General features: G+C 40.8%; 15 protein-coding genes. 9 read left to right on the forward strand and 6 right to left on the reverse strand.

Going from position 1 to position 13,586, the window contains the following annotated elements; all coding sequences use genetic code 11:
- The first annotated feature begins 12 nt into the window (after nucleotides 1–12).
- The 7 genes from EZV76_RS09860 to EZV76_RS09890 all read left to right on the forward strand — a co-directional run bounded on the left by EZV76_RS09860 (nucleotide 13) and on the right by EZV76_RS09890 (nucleotide 6,408).
- Nucleotides 13–579 (forward strand): RNA polymerase sigma factor, encoded by a 567-nt coding sequence (locus EZV76_RS09860; protein ID WP_136566380.1) that lies wholly within the window; start codon nucleotides 13–15, stop codon nucleotides 577–579.
- On the forward strand, nucleotides 576–1,334 hold the full coding sequence (locus tag EZV76_RS09865; RefSeq protein WP_136566381.1) for an anti-sigma factor: 759 nt from the start codon (nucleotides 576–578) through the stop codon (nucleotides 1,332–1,334). The genes EZV76_RS09860 and EZV76_RS09865 overlap by 4 nt, the downstream gene beginning before the upstream one ends.
- A 75-nt stretch (nucleotides 1,335–1,409) precedes the next feature.
- On the forward strand, nucleotides 1,410–1,616 hold the full coding sequence (locus EZV76_RS09870) for a membrane or secreted protein (RefSeq protein ID WP_136566382.1): 207 nt from the start codon (nucleotides 1,410–1,412) through the stop codon (nucleotides 1,614–1,616).
- A gap of 35 nt (nucleotides 1,617–1,651) precedes the next feature.
- The gene (locus tag EZV76_RS09875) at nucleotides 1,652–2,212 is read left to right on the forward strand and encodes an RNA polymerase sigma factor (protein ID WP_136566383.1); all 561 of its coding nucleotides are present in this window, start codon (nucleotides 1,652–1,654) and stop codon (nucleotides 2,210–2,212) included.
- Nucleotides 2,213–2,273: 61 nt separating this feature from the next.
- Complete coding sequence (gene lipA / locus EZV76_RS09880) at nucleotides 2,274–3,149, forward strand: lipoyl synthase (RefSeq protein WP_136566384.1); 876 nt, start codon at nucleotides 2,274–2,276, stop codon at nucleotides 3,147–3,149.
- Between the two features lie 29 nt (nucleotides 3,150–3,178).
- Nucleotides 3,179–4,189, forward strand: coding sequence for a type I glyceraldehyde-3-phosphate dehydrogenase (gene gap / locus EZV76_RS09885; protein WP_136566385.1), 1,011 nt, complete (start codon nucleotides 3,179–3,181; stop codon nucleotides 4,187–4,189).
- Between the two features lie 35 nt (nucleotides 4,190–4,224).
- Nucleotides 4,225–6,408, forward strand: a complete 2,184-nt coding sequence (locus tag EZV76_RS09890) for a hybrid sensor histidine kinase/response regulator (protein WP_201741853.1) — start codon at nucleotides 4,225–4,227, stop codon at nucleotides 6,406–6,408.
- Here EZV76_RS09890 and lpxK read toward each other — a convergent pair.
- The gene (lpxK, locus tag EZV76_RS09895) at nucleotides 6,405–7,403 is read right to left on the reverse strand and encodes a tetraacyldisaccharide 4'-kinase (RefSeq protein ID WP_136566387.1); all 999 of its coding nucleotides are present in this window, start codon (nucleotides 7,401–7,403) and stop codon (nucleotides 6,405–6,407) included. The two genes, EZV76_RS09890 and lpxK, sit on opposite strands and share 4 nt — an antisense overlap.
- Before the next feature lie 48 nt (nucleotides 7,404–7,451).
- Between lpxK and EZV76_RS09900 the strand changes: the two genes are divergently transcribed.
- Both EZV76_RS09900 and EZV76_RS09905 read left to right on the forward strand, forming a co-directional pair.
- Complete coding sequence (locus EZV76_RS09900; RefSeq protein WP_136566388.1) at nucleotides 7,452–8,546, forward strand: Nif3-like dinuclear metal center hexameric protein; 1,095 nt, start codon at nucleotides 7,452–7,454, stop codon at nucleotides 8,544–8,546.
- Between the two features lie 3 nt (nucleotides 8,547–8,549).
- Nucleotides 8,550–9,329 (forward strand): zinc ribbon domain-containing protein, encoded by a 780-nt coding sequence (locus EZV76_RS09905; protein WP_136566389.1) that lies wholly within the window; start codon nucleotides 8,550–8,552, stop codon nucleotides 9,327–9,329.
- Between the two features lie 305 nt (nucleotides 9,330–9,634).
- Here EZV76_RS09905 and EZV76_RS09910 read toward each other — a convergent pair whose 3' ends face one another.
- The 5 genes from EZV76_RS09910 to EZV76_RS09930 all read right to left on the reverse strand — a co-directional run bounded on the left by EZV76_RS09910 (nucleotide 9,635) and on the right by EZV76_RS09930 (nucleotide 13,548).
- Nucleotides 9,635–10,987 (reverse strand): FAD-dependent oxidoreductase, encoded by a 1,353-nt coding sequence (locus EZV76_RS09910; RefSeq protein ID WP_136566390.1) that lies wholly within the window; start codon nucleotides 10,985–10,987, stop codon nucleotides 9,635–9,637.
- A gap of 258 nt (nucleotides 10,988–11,245) precedes the next feature.
- Nucleotides 11,246–11,794 carry a ClpP family protease gene (locus EZV76_RS09915; RefSeq protein ID WP_129656070.1) on the reverse strand — a complete coding sequence of 183 codons (549 nt, stop codon included), beginning with the start codon at nucleotides 11,792–11,794 and terminating at the stop codon, nucleotides 11,246–11,248.
- 83 nt (nucleotides 11,795–11,877) lie between these two features.
- The gene (locus tag EZV76_RS09920; protein ID WP_136566391.1) at nucleotides 11,878–12,705 is read right to left on the reverse strand and encodes a mechanosensitive ion channel family protein; all 828 of its coding nucleotides are present in this window, start codon (nucleotides 12,703–12,705) and stop codon (nucleotides 11,878–11,880) included.
- Between the two features lie 24 nt (nucleotides 12,706–12,729).
- A complete protein-coding gene (locus EZV76_RS09925) occupies nucleotides 12,730–12,918 on the reverse strand; it encodes a hypothetical protein (RefSeq protein ID WP_136566392.1) in 189 nt (62 codons plus the stop codon).
- The gene (locus EZV76_RS09930; RefSeq protein ID WP_136566393.1) at nucleotides 12,919–13,548 is read right to left on the reverse strand and encodes an RNA polymerase sigma factor; all 630 of its coding nucleotides are present in this window, start codon (nucleotides 13,546–13,548) and stop codon (nucleotides 12,919–12,921) included. It lies immediately after the preceding gene.
- Between the last annotated feature and the right edge of the window lie 38 nt (nucleotides 13,549–13,586).

Genomic DNA, 13,586 nt, shown 5'->3' on the forward strand with positions numbered 1-13,586 from the left:
AAACCATCTTTGATGAGCACACTGATTGAAAGACATATTGTTTCACTCTTGGCAGAAAGGGACGACAAGGCCATATCCCTTTTGTATGAGAACTATGGAGACACACTCTATGGTGTAGCTTATAAGGTGGTAAAAGATGAAGAACTAGCACAGGATGTACTTCAGGAAAGTTTTATAAAAATCTGGAAAAAAGCAGATTCTTATGATGCTTCAAAAGCCAAATTGTTTACATGGTTGTTCCGAATTACCCGCAACACGGCCATAGATAAATTAAGAAGTGTAAACAATAAAGCCGACAAGGAAGTCCAAATAGATGTTTCAGACGTATATAACCTAGGAGTGAGTGGCATGAGCCCCGAACATCTTGATATCCAAGATAACCTTAAAAAGATAGAAGAGAAATATAGAATTGTACTCGAAGCTCTATTTTTTGAGGGAATGACGCAACAGGAAGCAAGTGAAGAATTGGATATCCCCCTGGGAACCATAAAGTCAAGATTGAAGATTGGCCTTAGGGAACTCGGGAAGATTTACGGCACGGCATTAACCCTACTGCTCTTACTAAATTTTATGCCATGAAAGAAAAAGTCAAAGCATTTCTGGATTCCGACATACTGGAAAAATATCTTTTGGGCGATACCTCAAAAGAAGAGACCTTAAAGGCGGAAAGGTATATTACCATGTACCCTGAAGTAAGGGAAACCTACCATGAGCTTCAGGATAATTTGGAAACCTTTGCCAAAATGTATGCCCGAAAAACACCTGAAGGGCTCAAAGAAATTATTGTCACCAGTGCCAAGAAGGAAAAAATGGTACGCAGAAGCTTCTATAAGTATGCTGTGGCGGCCAGTATTGCCATTATGCTGTTTGCTGGCTCTTCCGTCTTTTTCTGGAACCAAAACAAAAGCCTTCAGGAAGAAAACACCTTGGTCACCAATAAAATCAAGTATCTGGAAGACAATATGAAGAACCAGCTGGAAGACATGCGAAACCAGTTCATCGTTCTTAATAACCCAGATACAAAAAAGTATGCCGTCAATGGCAAAAGGGAAGGGAAAGAGCTAAAGGCCATTGCCTATATCAATCCTGTTAAGAAACTTTCCTACATCAATGTGAGCAATGTACCCAACCTACCTGAGAACAAATGCTTCCAAATGTGGGCCGAGGTAAATGGGGAATTGGTGAATCTTGGGGTCATCAAACAATTTGACGAGAAGGACAAACTCTTGGCTCTTCCTTATGCAGACAAGGCCGTAAGCTATATTACCGTGGAGCCTGAAGGTGGAAATACCTCTCCATCGGTAGATAATATTGTGGCCAACATCAATTACTAAAAACATCTCCAAAGTAAACCTTAACTTAAGCCCTGTTTATACAGGTATTTTGTACCTTTGTAAAAAAGTTGGAGCATGAAGTTAGTATTGTTGACCGTAGGTCTTTTGGCACTCGCATTTGCCGGAATTGCAATTAAAATATGGGGGAAGAAGGATGGGAAGTTCGCAGGAACCTGTGCAAGCCAAAACCCTTTCCTGAACAAAGAAGGTGAAGCCTGTGGCTTTTGTGGAAAAATGCCAGATGAGCAAGATTGCAAAAAAGATACCGTACCCACGCAATAGTTAACTTTTTACCCGGCATACACAAATCCACATTTTTGGAGAAGACCGAAAATTCCATTAAAGAGAATATCCAAAAAGCAAAAGAAGGAAACCAAATTGCTTTTAGCGCACTCTTGGACACATTTTGGAACGATGTGTACGGTTTTCAATTACTCCGTACCAAAAATGAAAATGATGCCGAGGACATCACCATAAGAACCTTTTCCAGAGCATTTGACAAAATAAACACCTATGATGAAGCCTATGAATTTAAAACATGGCTCATCACCATTTCCAAAAATCTTCATGTTGACCTAATCCGGAAGCGAAAAAGAAGTCTTCTGGACGATATGGATTCCCAAGGGGATGTTGTAAAAAAGGTATTGGATGAGAGTCCCTCGGTTGAGGATCAGCTCATTATCGAGCAAAACTTGGCCAATCTTTTGCAGGACATCAAAAAATTAAAACCCCATTACCAAAAGGTAATCAATCTTAGATACTTTAATGAGTTGAGTTATGCCGACATTGCCAAGGAACTCAACGAACCTGTGAATAACATCAAGGTAAAACTTCTACGGGCCAAAAAGCTTTTAGCAGAGATCATCAAAAAAAAGTGAGCCTTCACTACAGTCAAAGTTTACTTCCCAGTTTCGTATCTTTGTACTTCAAATTGTATGTATGAGCACAAGTGTAGCCGAAAGCGTTCTACCACCTAAAGGAAAACCCAAATGGCTTAGGGTAAAATTGCCTACTGGGAAAAAATATACCCAGCTACGCGGATTGGTGGATAAGTATGACCTTCATACCATCTGCACCTCAGGAAGCTGCCCCAATATGGGCGAATGCTGGGGAGAAGGTACCGCTACTTTTATGATTTTGGGAAACATCTGTACCCGTTCATGTGGATTTTGCGGTGTAAAAACCGGCAGACCGGAAACTGTGGATTGGGCGGAACCTGAAAAAGTGGCACGCTCCATAAAGATCATGAACATTAAGCACGCCGTGCTCACTTCTGTGGACAGGGATGATTTAAAGGACATGGGTTCCATTATCTGGGCCGAGACCGTTAAGGCAGTACGAAGAATGAACCCTGAAACCACCCTAGAAACACTTATTCCAGATTTTCAAGGCATTGATACCCATTTGGATCGAATTTTGAAAGTGGCTCCCGAAGTTATCTCGCACAACATGGAAACCGTAAAAAGGCTTACCCGAGAGGTTCGGATACAGGCAAAGTATGAACGAAGTCTGGGCGTGTTGGAATATCTAAAGAAAAATGGCGCCAATAGAACCAAATCCGGTATCATGTTGGGATTGGGCGAAGAAGAACATGAAGTTATTGAAACAATGAAAGACCTCCGCAAAGCCAATGTGGATGTAGTAACGATTGGACAATACCTTCAACCCTCTAAAAAACATTTGCCCGTAAAAGAGTTTATTTTGCCGGAGCAATTCAAAAAATATGAGGAAATAGGTTTGGAAATGGGCTTTAGACATGTGGAAAGTGGTGCGCTTGTGCGCTCCTCGTACAAAGCCCACAAACATATTCACTAGTTCCAAACCTATCTAATCATCCCTATCAAATGAAACAGATTTCCATTGGCATCAACGGCTTTGGACGCATTGGCAGAACCCTATTTAGATTATTAGAGGATCATCCCCAAATTTCCGTTGTGGCCATCAATGATTTGGCCAGCGCCCCTACCCTGGCCCATCTCTTAAAATATGATAGTATCCATGGTGGGTTCCATGCCCATGTTACTCCGGAAAAAGATGGCTTCGTGGTCAATGGAAAAAAAGTAGCTGTTTTAAACCACAGCCATCCACAAGATATTGATTGGGCAGCACACCATGTTGACTTAGTGGTAGAGGCTACCGGAAAATTCAAAAAAGAGGAACAATTGGCCTTTCACCTAAAAAATGGGGCCAAAAAAGTGATTTTATCCGTTCCTCCTGAAGACGATACTATAAAAATGGTGGTCCTTGGGGTAAATGAAGGCGATATTGAGGCTCAGGACCAAATCATTTCCAATGCATCTTGTACCACCAACAATGCGGCCCCCATGATAAAGGTCGTAAACGAGCTTTGTGGCATAGAACAAGCATACATTACCACGATACATTCCTATACTTCGGATCAAAGTCTGCACGATGCCCCACACCGCGACCTCAGGCGTGCCAGGGCGGCAACCCAATCCATCATTCCCACTACAACGGGTGCAGCCAAGGCATTGACCAAAATATTCCCTGAATTATCTGATGTAATAGGCGGATGTGGCATTAGGGTACCTGTTCCCAACGGTTCGTTGACTGATATAACCTTCAATGTTAAAAAGGAGACTTCTATTGAAGAAATTAATGCTACCTTTAAGAGTTACGCTGAAAATGGACTCAAAAACATCCTTTTTTACACAGAAGACCCCATTGTTTCCATCGATATAAACAATAGTTGCCATTCTTGTACGTTTGATTCTTTGATGACCTCCGTTATTGGCAAAATGGTGAAAATTATCGGATGGTACGACAATGAGACTGGATATTGCTCCAGAATTATTGATTTAATAGTTTTGCTTATAAAGAAGAATTACGTTTGATCAAGAGCTTACCACACAAATGGATAGGCATTAAAATGCTGTTTCTACTGTGCATTATGTTGTGCACCACGATATCTTTTGGTCAAACCGATACCAATTCCACCGCTACCATACAGTCTATTTTTGATGATTTCATGGTCTACAGACATGAGAACAAAATAGACAAGGCCCTCGAAACTTTAGATCAAGCTGCCAAAATTGCTGAAGATAACGAAGACGCCAAGCTTTTACTGGATACCTACCACCAATATTCCCGATTGTTTTTGGATGAAGGAGATAAGGAAACTGCTATATTTTACTGGGACAGGGCAAGCATTTTGCTAAAAGACATTTCATATTCTTACGGACAGGCATTTCATCTTTATTTGGATGCAGCACTTCTTTTCGATGAAGGGAACAACTTCCAATCCTTAAAATCATTGGAAGAATCCAGGATGTTGAGCAACAACAGAAATCTGAGTAATAACATTCTACTCTTGGAAGCCAGCATCTTTACCAATATTGAAAAATATGATAACGCCATAAAGAACCTCCATGCCCTAATCGTCAATTCAGATGATAAGGAACGAGCTTATTTGGCCACAAGGGCCAACCTTCAATTAGCGGAAATAAGTGTTAAGCTGAATGATTTGGATGAGGGTATCGTTCACTCCAAGGCAGCACTTGAATTGGCGCAAAAGCATGGTTTTGCCAAAGAAATAAGAAAAGCCAACGAAGAGCTTTCCTTCATCTATGAAACTCTTGGAAGGTACAACGAGGCCCTGACCTATAACAAAGCCTTGGAAAAAATAAAAGATTCCGTTTTTACCATAGAAAAAGCAAAGTTGGAGGCCAAGACAGCAGACAAGATTCGCTTTGAGCACCAAATGAACGAAATAAACAAGCTCACCGCCAAGAACGAGGAGTTGAGCGAATCCAAAAATCGTTCAGAAATCACCGCCATACTCACCTCGGCATTCTTGACCATAATTTCGTTGCTTGCCGTATCCCTTTTCAGAAACAATCAGATCAAGCTAAAGACCAATGATCTGTTGTACACCAAAAACAAAGAGTTGGAGTTGGCCAGGGATGCTGCGGTATCTGCCATGGAAGCAAAAACCAATTTTCTTTCAACAGTTACCCATGAACTCAGGACACCACTTTATGCTGTTACAGGCCTGACCCACCTTTTATTGGAGGAAAACCCTGCCGAACACCAAAAAGAGCATTTAAAATCCTTGAAGTTCTCCGGTGAATACCTGTTGAATTTCATCAACGATATTCTCCAAATCAATAAAATTGATGCGGATAAATTGGAACCTTTGAGCATTGAGTTCAAATTGCAAAAGATTCTTACGGATGTTGTTGAATCACTCCAACAAAACGCCAACGAGAATAAAACCAAGCTTATTCTTGACTATGACCCCTCTATTCCCCAACAACTTCTTGGAGACCCCATAAAACTGTCCCAAGTATTCATGAATTTGGTGGGCAATGCTCTAAAATTCACCAAAAATGGCAAGGTAGAAGTCATAGCCAAACTGTTGCAGAAAGAAGAAGATCAAGTAAAACTCTATTTTGAGGTAAGGGACAATGGTATAGGAATTTCCGAAGATCAACAGAAAAATATTTTCGACAGTTTTGAGCAAGGTTCCATACAGATCAACCGGGAATATGGAGGCACTGGTCTAGGATTGACCATTGTAAAAAGTTTGCTTGGTCTGTTTGGAAGTACCATCCATCTGGAAAGCGAACTTGATCATGGTAGTTCATTCTTTTTTGAAATGGACTTTAAGTGTGATGCGAAAGCCTTGGATGATGTTGCCTTCGAACTTGACCCAGAAGAATTCAACTTTAAAGGTTTGCATATCTTGATTGTTGAGGATAACAAGATTAATCAGGTCATCACCAAAAAGATGCTCACCAAAAAAGAGATTACCTGTGATATTGCCAATAATGGAAACGAAGCCATTGATCATGCCAAAACCAATAGATATGATGCCATTTTAATGGATATTCATATGCCTGGCATCAGCGGTGAGGAAGCCACACGTCAAATTCGGAAGTTTGATCAAGAAACCCCTATTATTGCCCTGACAGCCATTTCATTGGATGATAGCTTGGATAGTTTCTATCAGGCAGGTTGTAACGATGTGGTCACAAAACCCTTTAAACCTGAGGTCTTCTATCAAAAAATTGGAGAAAATATCTTCAAGAACAAAATGGAAGGTTTGGTCTAGAGCAATCCCTTGATGCTCTTTTGAAGTATAGCGTGGTCATCAGCCGCAAAACTGTGGGCAACTTCCAAATAGTATAAATTTTCCAATCGACCTTCTAACCGAACATAGTCTTTTTCTGTGGTCAAAATCACTTCGTAATCTTTGAACGTTGCAATTTCTTCCCTCGTAAAATCATGATGGTCGCTGAATTCAAAATGTTCAAATGACAACTCTCGGGATTGTAAATACTTCACCAAAGGTTCTGGAAAAGCAATTCCAGTCACCAAAGCTATTTTTCTTCCCTTTATTTCATCAAACCCATGATTATCTGTCTGGCCTTGTTTCAGTTGGTTGCCATACGCCAACGAGGAAAACAATACATGCTGGTGAGACTTGGGCTTCAATTTTTGCAAGATTGTTTTTCGCTCCGCTTTGGTCAATGTTTCAGGGCATTTGGTAACTATAATTATATCTGCTCGCCTATACTCCCTTTTACTGTCCCGAAGATTTCCCGTAGGCAGATACCAATCATCCACAAATAAATTACCGTAAGCCGTAAGCAAAATGGAATACTTAGGTTTTACACGTCTATGCTGAAATGCATCATCCAACAGCACCACTTCGGGCTGTACCTGTACCTCCAGTTGGGTCAGGCCGTTTCTTCTGTCCGCATCAACAGCAACAGAAATCTCAGGAAACTTTTGATGGATTTGAAAGGGCTCATCACCCAAATCCGTAACCAAACTGTTTTGATCGGCCAATACAAATCCTTTGGATTTTCGCTTATATCCCCTACTCAAAACCGCCACCTTATGCCCCTCCAAAGTTCGAATCAAATATTCAACCATGGGAGTTTTTCCGGTTCCGCCCACACTCAGATTGCCCACACAAATGGTTGGTGTTTGAAATGATTTTGACCTGAATGCACCTACATCGTACAGCAAATTACGTACATGCACCACCAGGGCATAGAGCAAGGAAAAAGGAAACGCTATTTTGCGCAGCAATTGCACCATGGGACGAAAATATAATATTTTATCTTTAGCCTACTTAAGAAATGTGAAATGACCGTACAGGATATCTCAAAAATACTGGAAGAACTTGCTCCATTACCTCATGCTGAGGATTTTGACAACGTAGGATTATTGGTGGGGAATCCCAACATGGAGGTTCAAGGTGCCCTTGTGACCTTGGATACTTTGGAAAATGTAGTGGATGAGGCCATTGAAAAAAACTGCAATCTTATTATTAGCTTCCACCCCATTATTTTCAGCGGATTAAAAAAGCTAACGGGCCGCACCTATGTGGAACGGGTGGTCATGAAGGCCATCACCCATAACATTGCCATTTACAGCATGCACACCGCATTGGACAATAGCAACTTGGGTGTGAACGCCAAGATTTGTGAAGTGTTGGGCATTCAAAATCCAAAAATTCTTATTCCAAAAAAAGGTTCCATCAGGAAATTGACCACGTATGCCCCATTGGAAGATACCGAAAGGGTAAAATCCGCTCTTTTTGAAGCGGGTGCCGGCGAAATAGGAAAATACAGCAGTTGCAGCTTTATTGTTGAAGGTGTGGGCAGTTTTAAACCGGGTGATACTGCTAATCCGAGTGTTGGTAAAATTGGAGAAGTTCACCTGGAAAAAGAAGTTCAAATCAATGTAATCTACTCTTTTGAAAAGGAAAACCGTATTTTAAAAGCACTTTTTGACTCACATCCCTATGAAGAAGTGGCATATGAAGTAATGATTTTGCAAAATACAAATCAAGATTTGGGCATGGGCATGGTTGGTGAACTTGAAACCGAAATAGAGGAAGATGCCTTTTTAAAGCGATTGAAAAAAACCATGAATGCTTCCGTGGTGAGACATTCAAAACTCTTGGGAAAGAAGATAAGGAAAGTTGCTGTTTTGGGAGGAAGTGGTGCTTTTGCGATTGGAGCGGCAAAAAAGGCTGGGGCAGATATTTTTATTACTTCGGACCTAAAATATCATCAATTTTATGAAGCTGAAGGTCAACTTGTGATCGCCGATATTGGGCACTTTGAAACTGAGCAGTTTACAAAAGATTTATTGGTTGATTATCTTACGAAAAAAATTCCTAATTTTGCAGTCTCTTTATCGGAGAGTATAACGAATCCCATCAAGTATTTATAATTTATGGCGAATAAAAAAGAAAGCACCGTGGAAGAAAAGCTGAGAGCACTGTACGATTTACAGCTTATTGATTCCAGGGTTGACGAGATACGCAATGTTAGGGGCGAATTGCCTTTGGAAGTACAAGATTTAGAGGACGAGGTCCTTGGCCTTAAAACCCGTATGGACAAACTCAAGACCGATGTGGAAACCGTCAATTTTGAGATTACGGCCAAGAAAAACCTTATTGAGGAGGCCAAAGCTTTAATAAAAAAATACGCCGAGCAACAAAAGAATGTACGAAACAGCCGTGAGTTCAACTCTTTGAGCAAGGAAGTTGAGTTCCAAGAATTGGAGATTCAATTGGCCGAAAAGAACATTAAGGAATTTAAGGCACAGATTGAACAGAAAAAAGAGGTTATTGCCGACACCAAGGAAAAATTAACCGAGCGTGAGGGCCACCTTAAGCATAAAAAAGGTGAGCTGGACGCTATTTTGGCCGAAACCGAAAAGGAAGAAAAGGCTCTTTTGAAAAAATCTGAAGAGTTCGAGGAAAAAATTGAAGATAGATTGATTCAGGCTTACAAAAGAATCCGACACAATGTGAAGAACGGTCTTGCCGTGGTTCCTGTGGAGCGTGGTGCTTCTGGAGGTTCTTTCTTTACCATTCCACCTCAGGTGCAGGTAGAGATTGCTTCACGCAAAAAAATCATCACAGATGAGCACAGCGGAAGAATCTTGGTAGACCCATTGTTGGCTGAAGAGGAACAAGAAAGAATGCAAGAGCTTTTTACCAAGCTGTAGCATTGTACTGCATAAAAAAATACAAGCCACCTAAAAGGTGGCTTTTTTATGTCCTTCGAAATGGGCAAAGTAATTGGGACATCTCTTAAAATAGATTTCTCCCATTCGGTCGAAATGACCCCGGACAAACATAGAGTCATGGAACTGGCTCTGTCTTCGAGAAAATTCGTGCAATCAGTATCAGCACACACAAGGCAAAAGGAAACTTTTGAACATCTATTCTACCAACTGGCGCAAAGTATTACAAACAATTTTGCAATATCCATGGGCTAAAAAAGATTTCCTCCATTCAGTTGAAATGACAACTAAATCTGATTATCCAATAATCCAATAATCATTTCCTCCACTCCTTTGGAATCCCATTTCTCCTCGATATTGGGCATCTGCATTACCTCTTTCATGATCGCTTCCTGCTTATCACCAATCGCCAAAGCTTCTGCATAGGGCCTATCTGAAAAGGTTACCCGGCTATATACCGGAATCCATTTTTCTGGATGCTTCGTGGCAAACCATTTCTCAATCTTTTTCTGCAACAAAAATTTGGGATTGGCCGTCTTGCTACTCATTTCAACAAAATTCCGGTAGCTGAGTTCCGCAATGGCATCAGCATTGGGCTTTCGGGTCTTTTGGTACTCGGAGAAAATGGTATCCCAGTCATCACCATGGATTTCCATAAGTTCATTGAGTACATAAATATCTTCAAAACCAGCATTCATACCCTGTCCGTAAAACGGTACAATGGCATGGGCTGAATCACCCACCAAAGCCACTTTGTTCCAATAAGTCCACGGGTAACATTTCATGGTAACCATAGCACTGGTAGGGTTCTTGAAAAAGTCCTGGGACAGATTTTCTATCTCCTTTTTCACATTGGGAAAATATTCCTTGAAAAAGGCCTTGGCTTCCTCCGGGGTGGTAATCTTTTCAAAAGACACCTCGCCCTCAAAAGGTAAAAATAGGGTACAGGTAAAACTACCATCGATATTAGGCATGGCGATGAGCATAAACTTTCCCCTAGGCCAAATATGAAAGGAATTTTTATCCAGTTTATGGGTTCCGTCCTCGTTGGCCGGAATGGTCAGTTCCTTATAGCCCACATCCAAAAAATCTTGGGAGTAGTCAAACCTACTGCGACGCTGCATTTTGTGACGCACACGGGAAAAAGCTCCATCACAGCCGAATATGATATCGTATTGGTATTCTTTCCACTCACTCTTTTCCGATTCTCCAGTATAAATTTTGGCTTCGGGCAAGTTTACGTCCCAAACTTTTTCATTGAACCTAAACACAGCACCTGTATCTTCTGCCAAATCAATCATCCGCTTGTTAAGAATACCTCTGGAAATGGACCAAATGGCCTCTCCGCCTTTTCCATATTTTTGAAAATAAACCGGTTTATCATTCACATGCATGGCCCGTTTATCCAATGGAATGGCAATTTCTTTTATCTGTTCTTCTAGACCAACTTTTTGCAAGGAGCGCCATCCCCTATTGCTCATGGCCAAATTGATGGACCTTCCGGAGAACTCAATGGTCCTAATGTCTGGTCTTCTATCAAAAACAGTAACGGAATGCCCTTTTTTTCGAAGGTAAACAGCCAAGAGCGAGCCCACCAATCCGGAACCGATGATGGCTATATTTTTAGAGGTCTTTGTCATAAATGCCCTTTAGGCCCGTTGTGGTTAAACTTCAAAAATACGGAATTTAACCCTTATTCGTGTATTGGGCAACTCCCTTAAATCTTGGGCACTAAAAGGCACAAAGAGGTCATGAAAATCATTTTTAACACTTCTTTAAAAACTTTTGGTACCACTCTTGCCGTATATATATAGAATATTCCGCTTAGGCGTCCATATATATGCAAAAAGTCCTTCACAAAAACTTGCGAAGGACTTTTTCCCTTTTACATGTATATTCTACTCTAGAATTCCATCCACTATACCGTACTCAACAGATTCTTCTGCACCCATCCAATAATCACGATCAAAATCTTTCATCACTTTCTCGAAAGACTGGCCACAATTGTCTGCCAAAATCTGGGCACCCAATTCCTTGGTTTTGATAATCTCCTTGGCCTGGATCTCTATATTTGAGGCTTGTCCCCGAGCACCACCACTAGGTTGATGGATCATAACACGGGCATGGGGCTGAATAAACCTCCTACCCTTCTCTCCTACTGAAAGTAGAATAGATCCCATAGAAGCGGCCAAACCTGAACACACCGTAGAAACGGGGCTCTTTATCTGCTTAATGGTATCATATATGGCAAATCCAGAGGTAACATACCCCCCTGGGCTATTGATGATCAGTTGTATTTCCTTATTGTTCTGCAAATCCAAATAGAGTAAGCGGTCTATGACATGCTTTGCAGAATCATCATCCACCATGCCCCATAGGAACACTTTACGCTCTTCCAGAAGTTTTTCCTGAATCAATTCTTGAACTTTTCCTTTTTTTGAACTCATTTTTTATGTCTTGAAAGTTTCAAAAATAATCAAATTCCAAGGAAGTTACAGCTTGAACAGTTACAGTTTCTCCAAGAAGTCCATTACGACTTTATTTCAACCTTCTGAGAAACCACGTCTTTAATGGGAATAACAAATTTTCCTGTTTTGGTAACCAGGGTAAGACTGTTGTTTTCTATGGCTGCAATAGTACCTTCATCCCCCCCGATGGCAATCTTATCCCCAACAGCATAGTTCTTTCGGGTGTAGAAAGACCGTAATAGGTCTGTAACAATTTCCCTTGATCCTAGACCAAGACCCAGTGCAAATGCCAATAAAAAGGAACCTAAAATAAGCGTAATGTTATTGGTAATGATGGTGGTGTCCACCCCAGCTTGGTTCAAGGCGGTAATCGACATAAAAATGACAATCACATAAAACATAAGCCCACTTATGATCTTTCCGCCACCAAACTCAAACGATTCAAACAACTTCTTTATGGCATTTTTTACCACACTGCCCAAATACAGTCCTATGGTAAACAACACCAGCGCTGTGAACAATCTTGGTAAATAACGTAGTAGATTTCCTATTTCTGTGGATATAATACCCCAATCAAGAATATCGGCCGCAACTATAAAGAACACCAAAAGCAGCAACCACTTTACAAATCCCAGGGTAATTTTAATGATATCAATCTTAAATTTTCCATTGCCCAACAAGTCCATTTCATTGATTCGCTCACTTAGGGCATCCATTTTGGCCAATTTTAGAATCTTGCTTAGAATAAAAAGTACAATCTTAATAATCAACCAGCCCAAAATAAGAATGGCAATGGCTCCAACAATCTTGGGAAGCGCGGCACCAATATTCTTGCCCATTGAAGACAGTGAGTCCAAAGTCACATTTTTCCAATTACTTAGTGTTTCCATACATATAGCTTTATAGTGTTCGTCTTAGTTTTCTCCCAGTGTCCTGAACAATTTTCGCAAAGTGCTCCCCACATTAATGGAAAATAGGGATGCCATGTCCATGATTAACTTTGCTGCAGCAATGTCGTTCATCACCTTTTTCTTCATTCCTGGTGGTGCCTCCCGTAGGGAAGCCTCCAGTTGCTTAAACGGATTCCTTTCTTTCTTTGCCATCTATTGTAGGGTGTTATAGATTTCCAATAGTTTCTCCTTTGCTCGCTTCAATCGCATCTTGACCGCGCTTTCCCCAATCTCCATAATACCTACAAGGTCCTTTATTGATGCTCCATCCTGATATTTCAACAACATAATGGACTTATCCTCTGGAGCTATGAGTTCCAAAGCCTTTTTGAGTTTATCCGCCTTCATTTCATAGAGACTTTCATCTGGGACCTCTACAGAAAGTTTATATTCCGTATCCTCCACTGGGATGGATTGATCTCTCATCTTCCGCTGTTTGTTCCGGTTGACGTAATTGACACAAAAATTGTAGGTGAAGGAATATAGCCATGTTGAAAATTTAGATTTTCCTTTGAACATCTTCAACTTAATGAAGAGTTGTAGAAAAACATCCTGGGTCAGATCTTCCGCTTCATCACTGGAGTTGGCAAAACCATAACATTTATTGTACACCATTTTAGCATAACGGTCGTACAACCTCTCAAACAATAAGGGGTCGTTACTCGCCACAATACGCTTCACTAATTCCTCATCAGATAGATGGGCATAATGGTCTTCCGTTTCCAAATATTCCTTGTCGGGGTTACTTATAAGTATTAGAAACAGTTTTTTTAGAAAAGTCACACCTAGGTTGATTTGTTTTTTTGCCGATCTAAGAAATG

This window comes from Flagellimonas alvinocaridis (assembly GCF_004916895.1).
Classification (GTDB): Bacteria; Bacteroidota; Bacteroidia; order Flavobacteriales; family Flavobacteriaceae; genus Flagellimonas; species Flagellimonas alvinocaridis.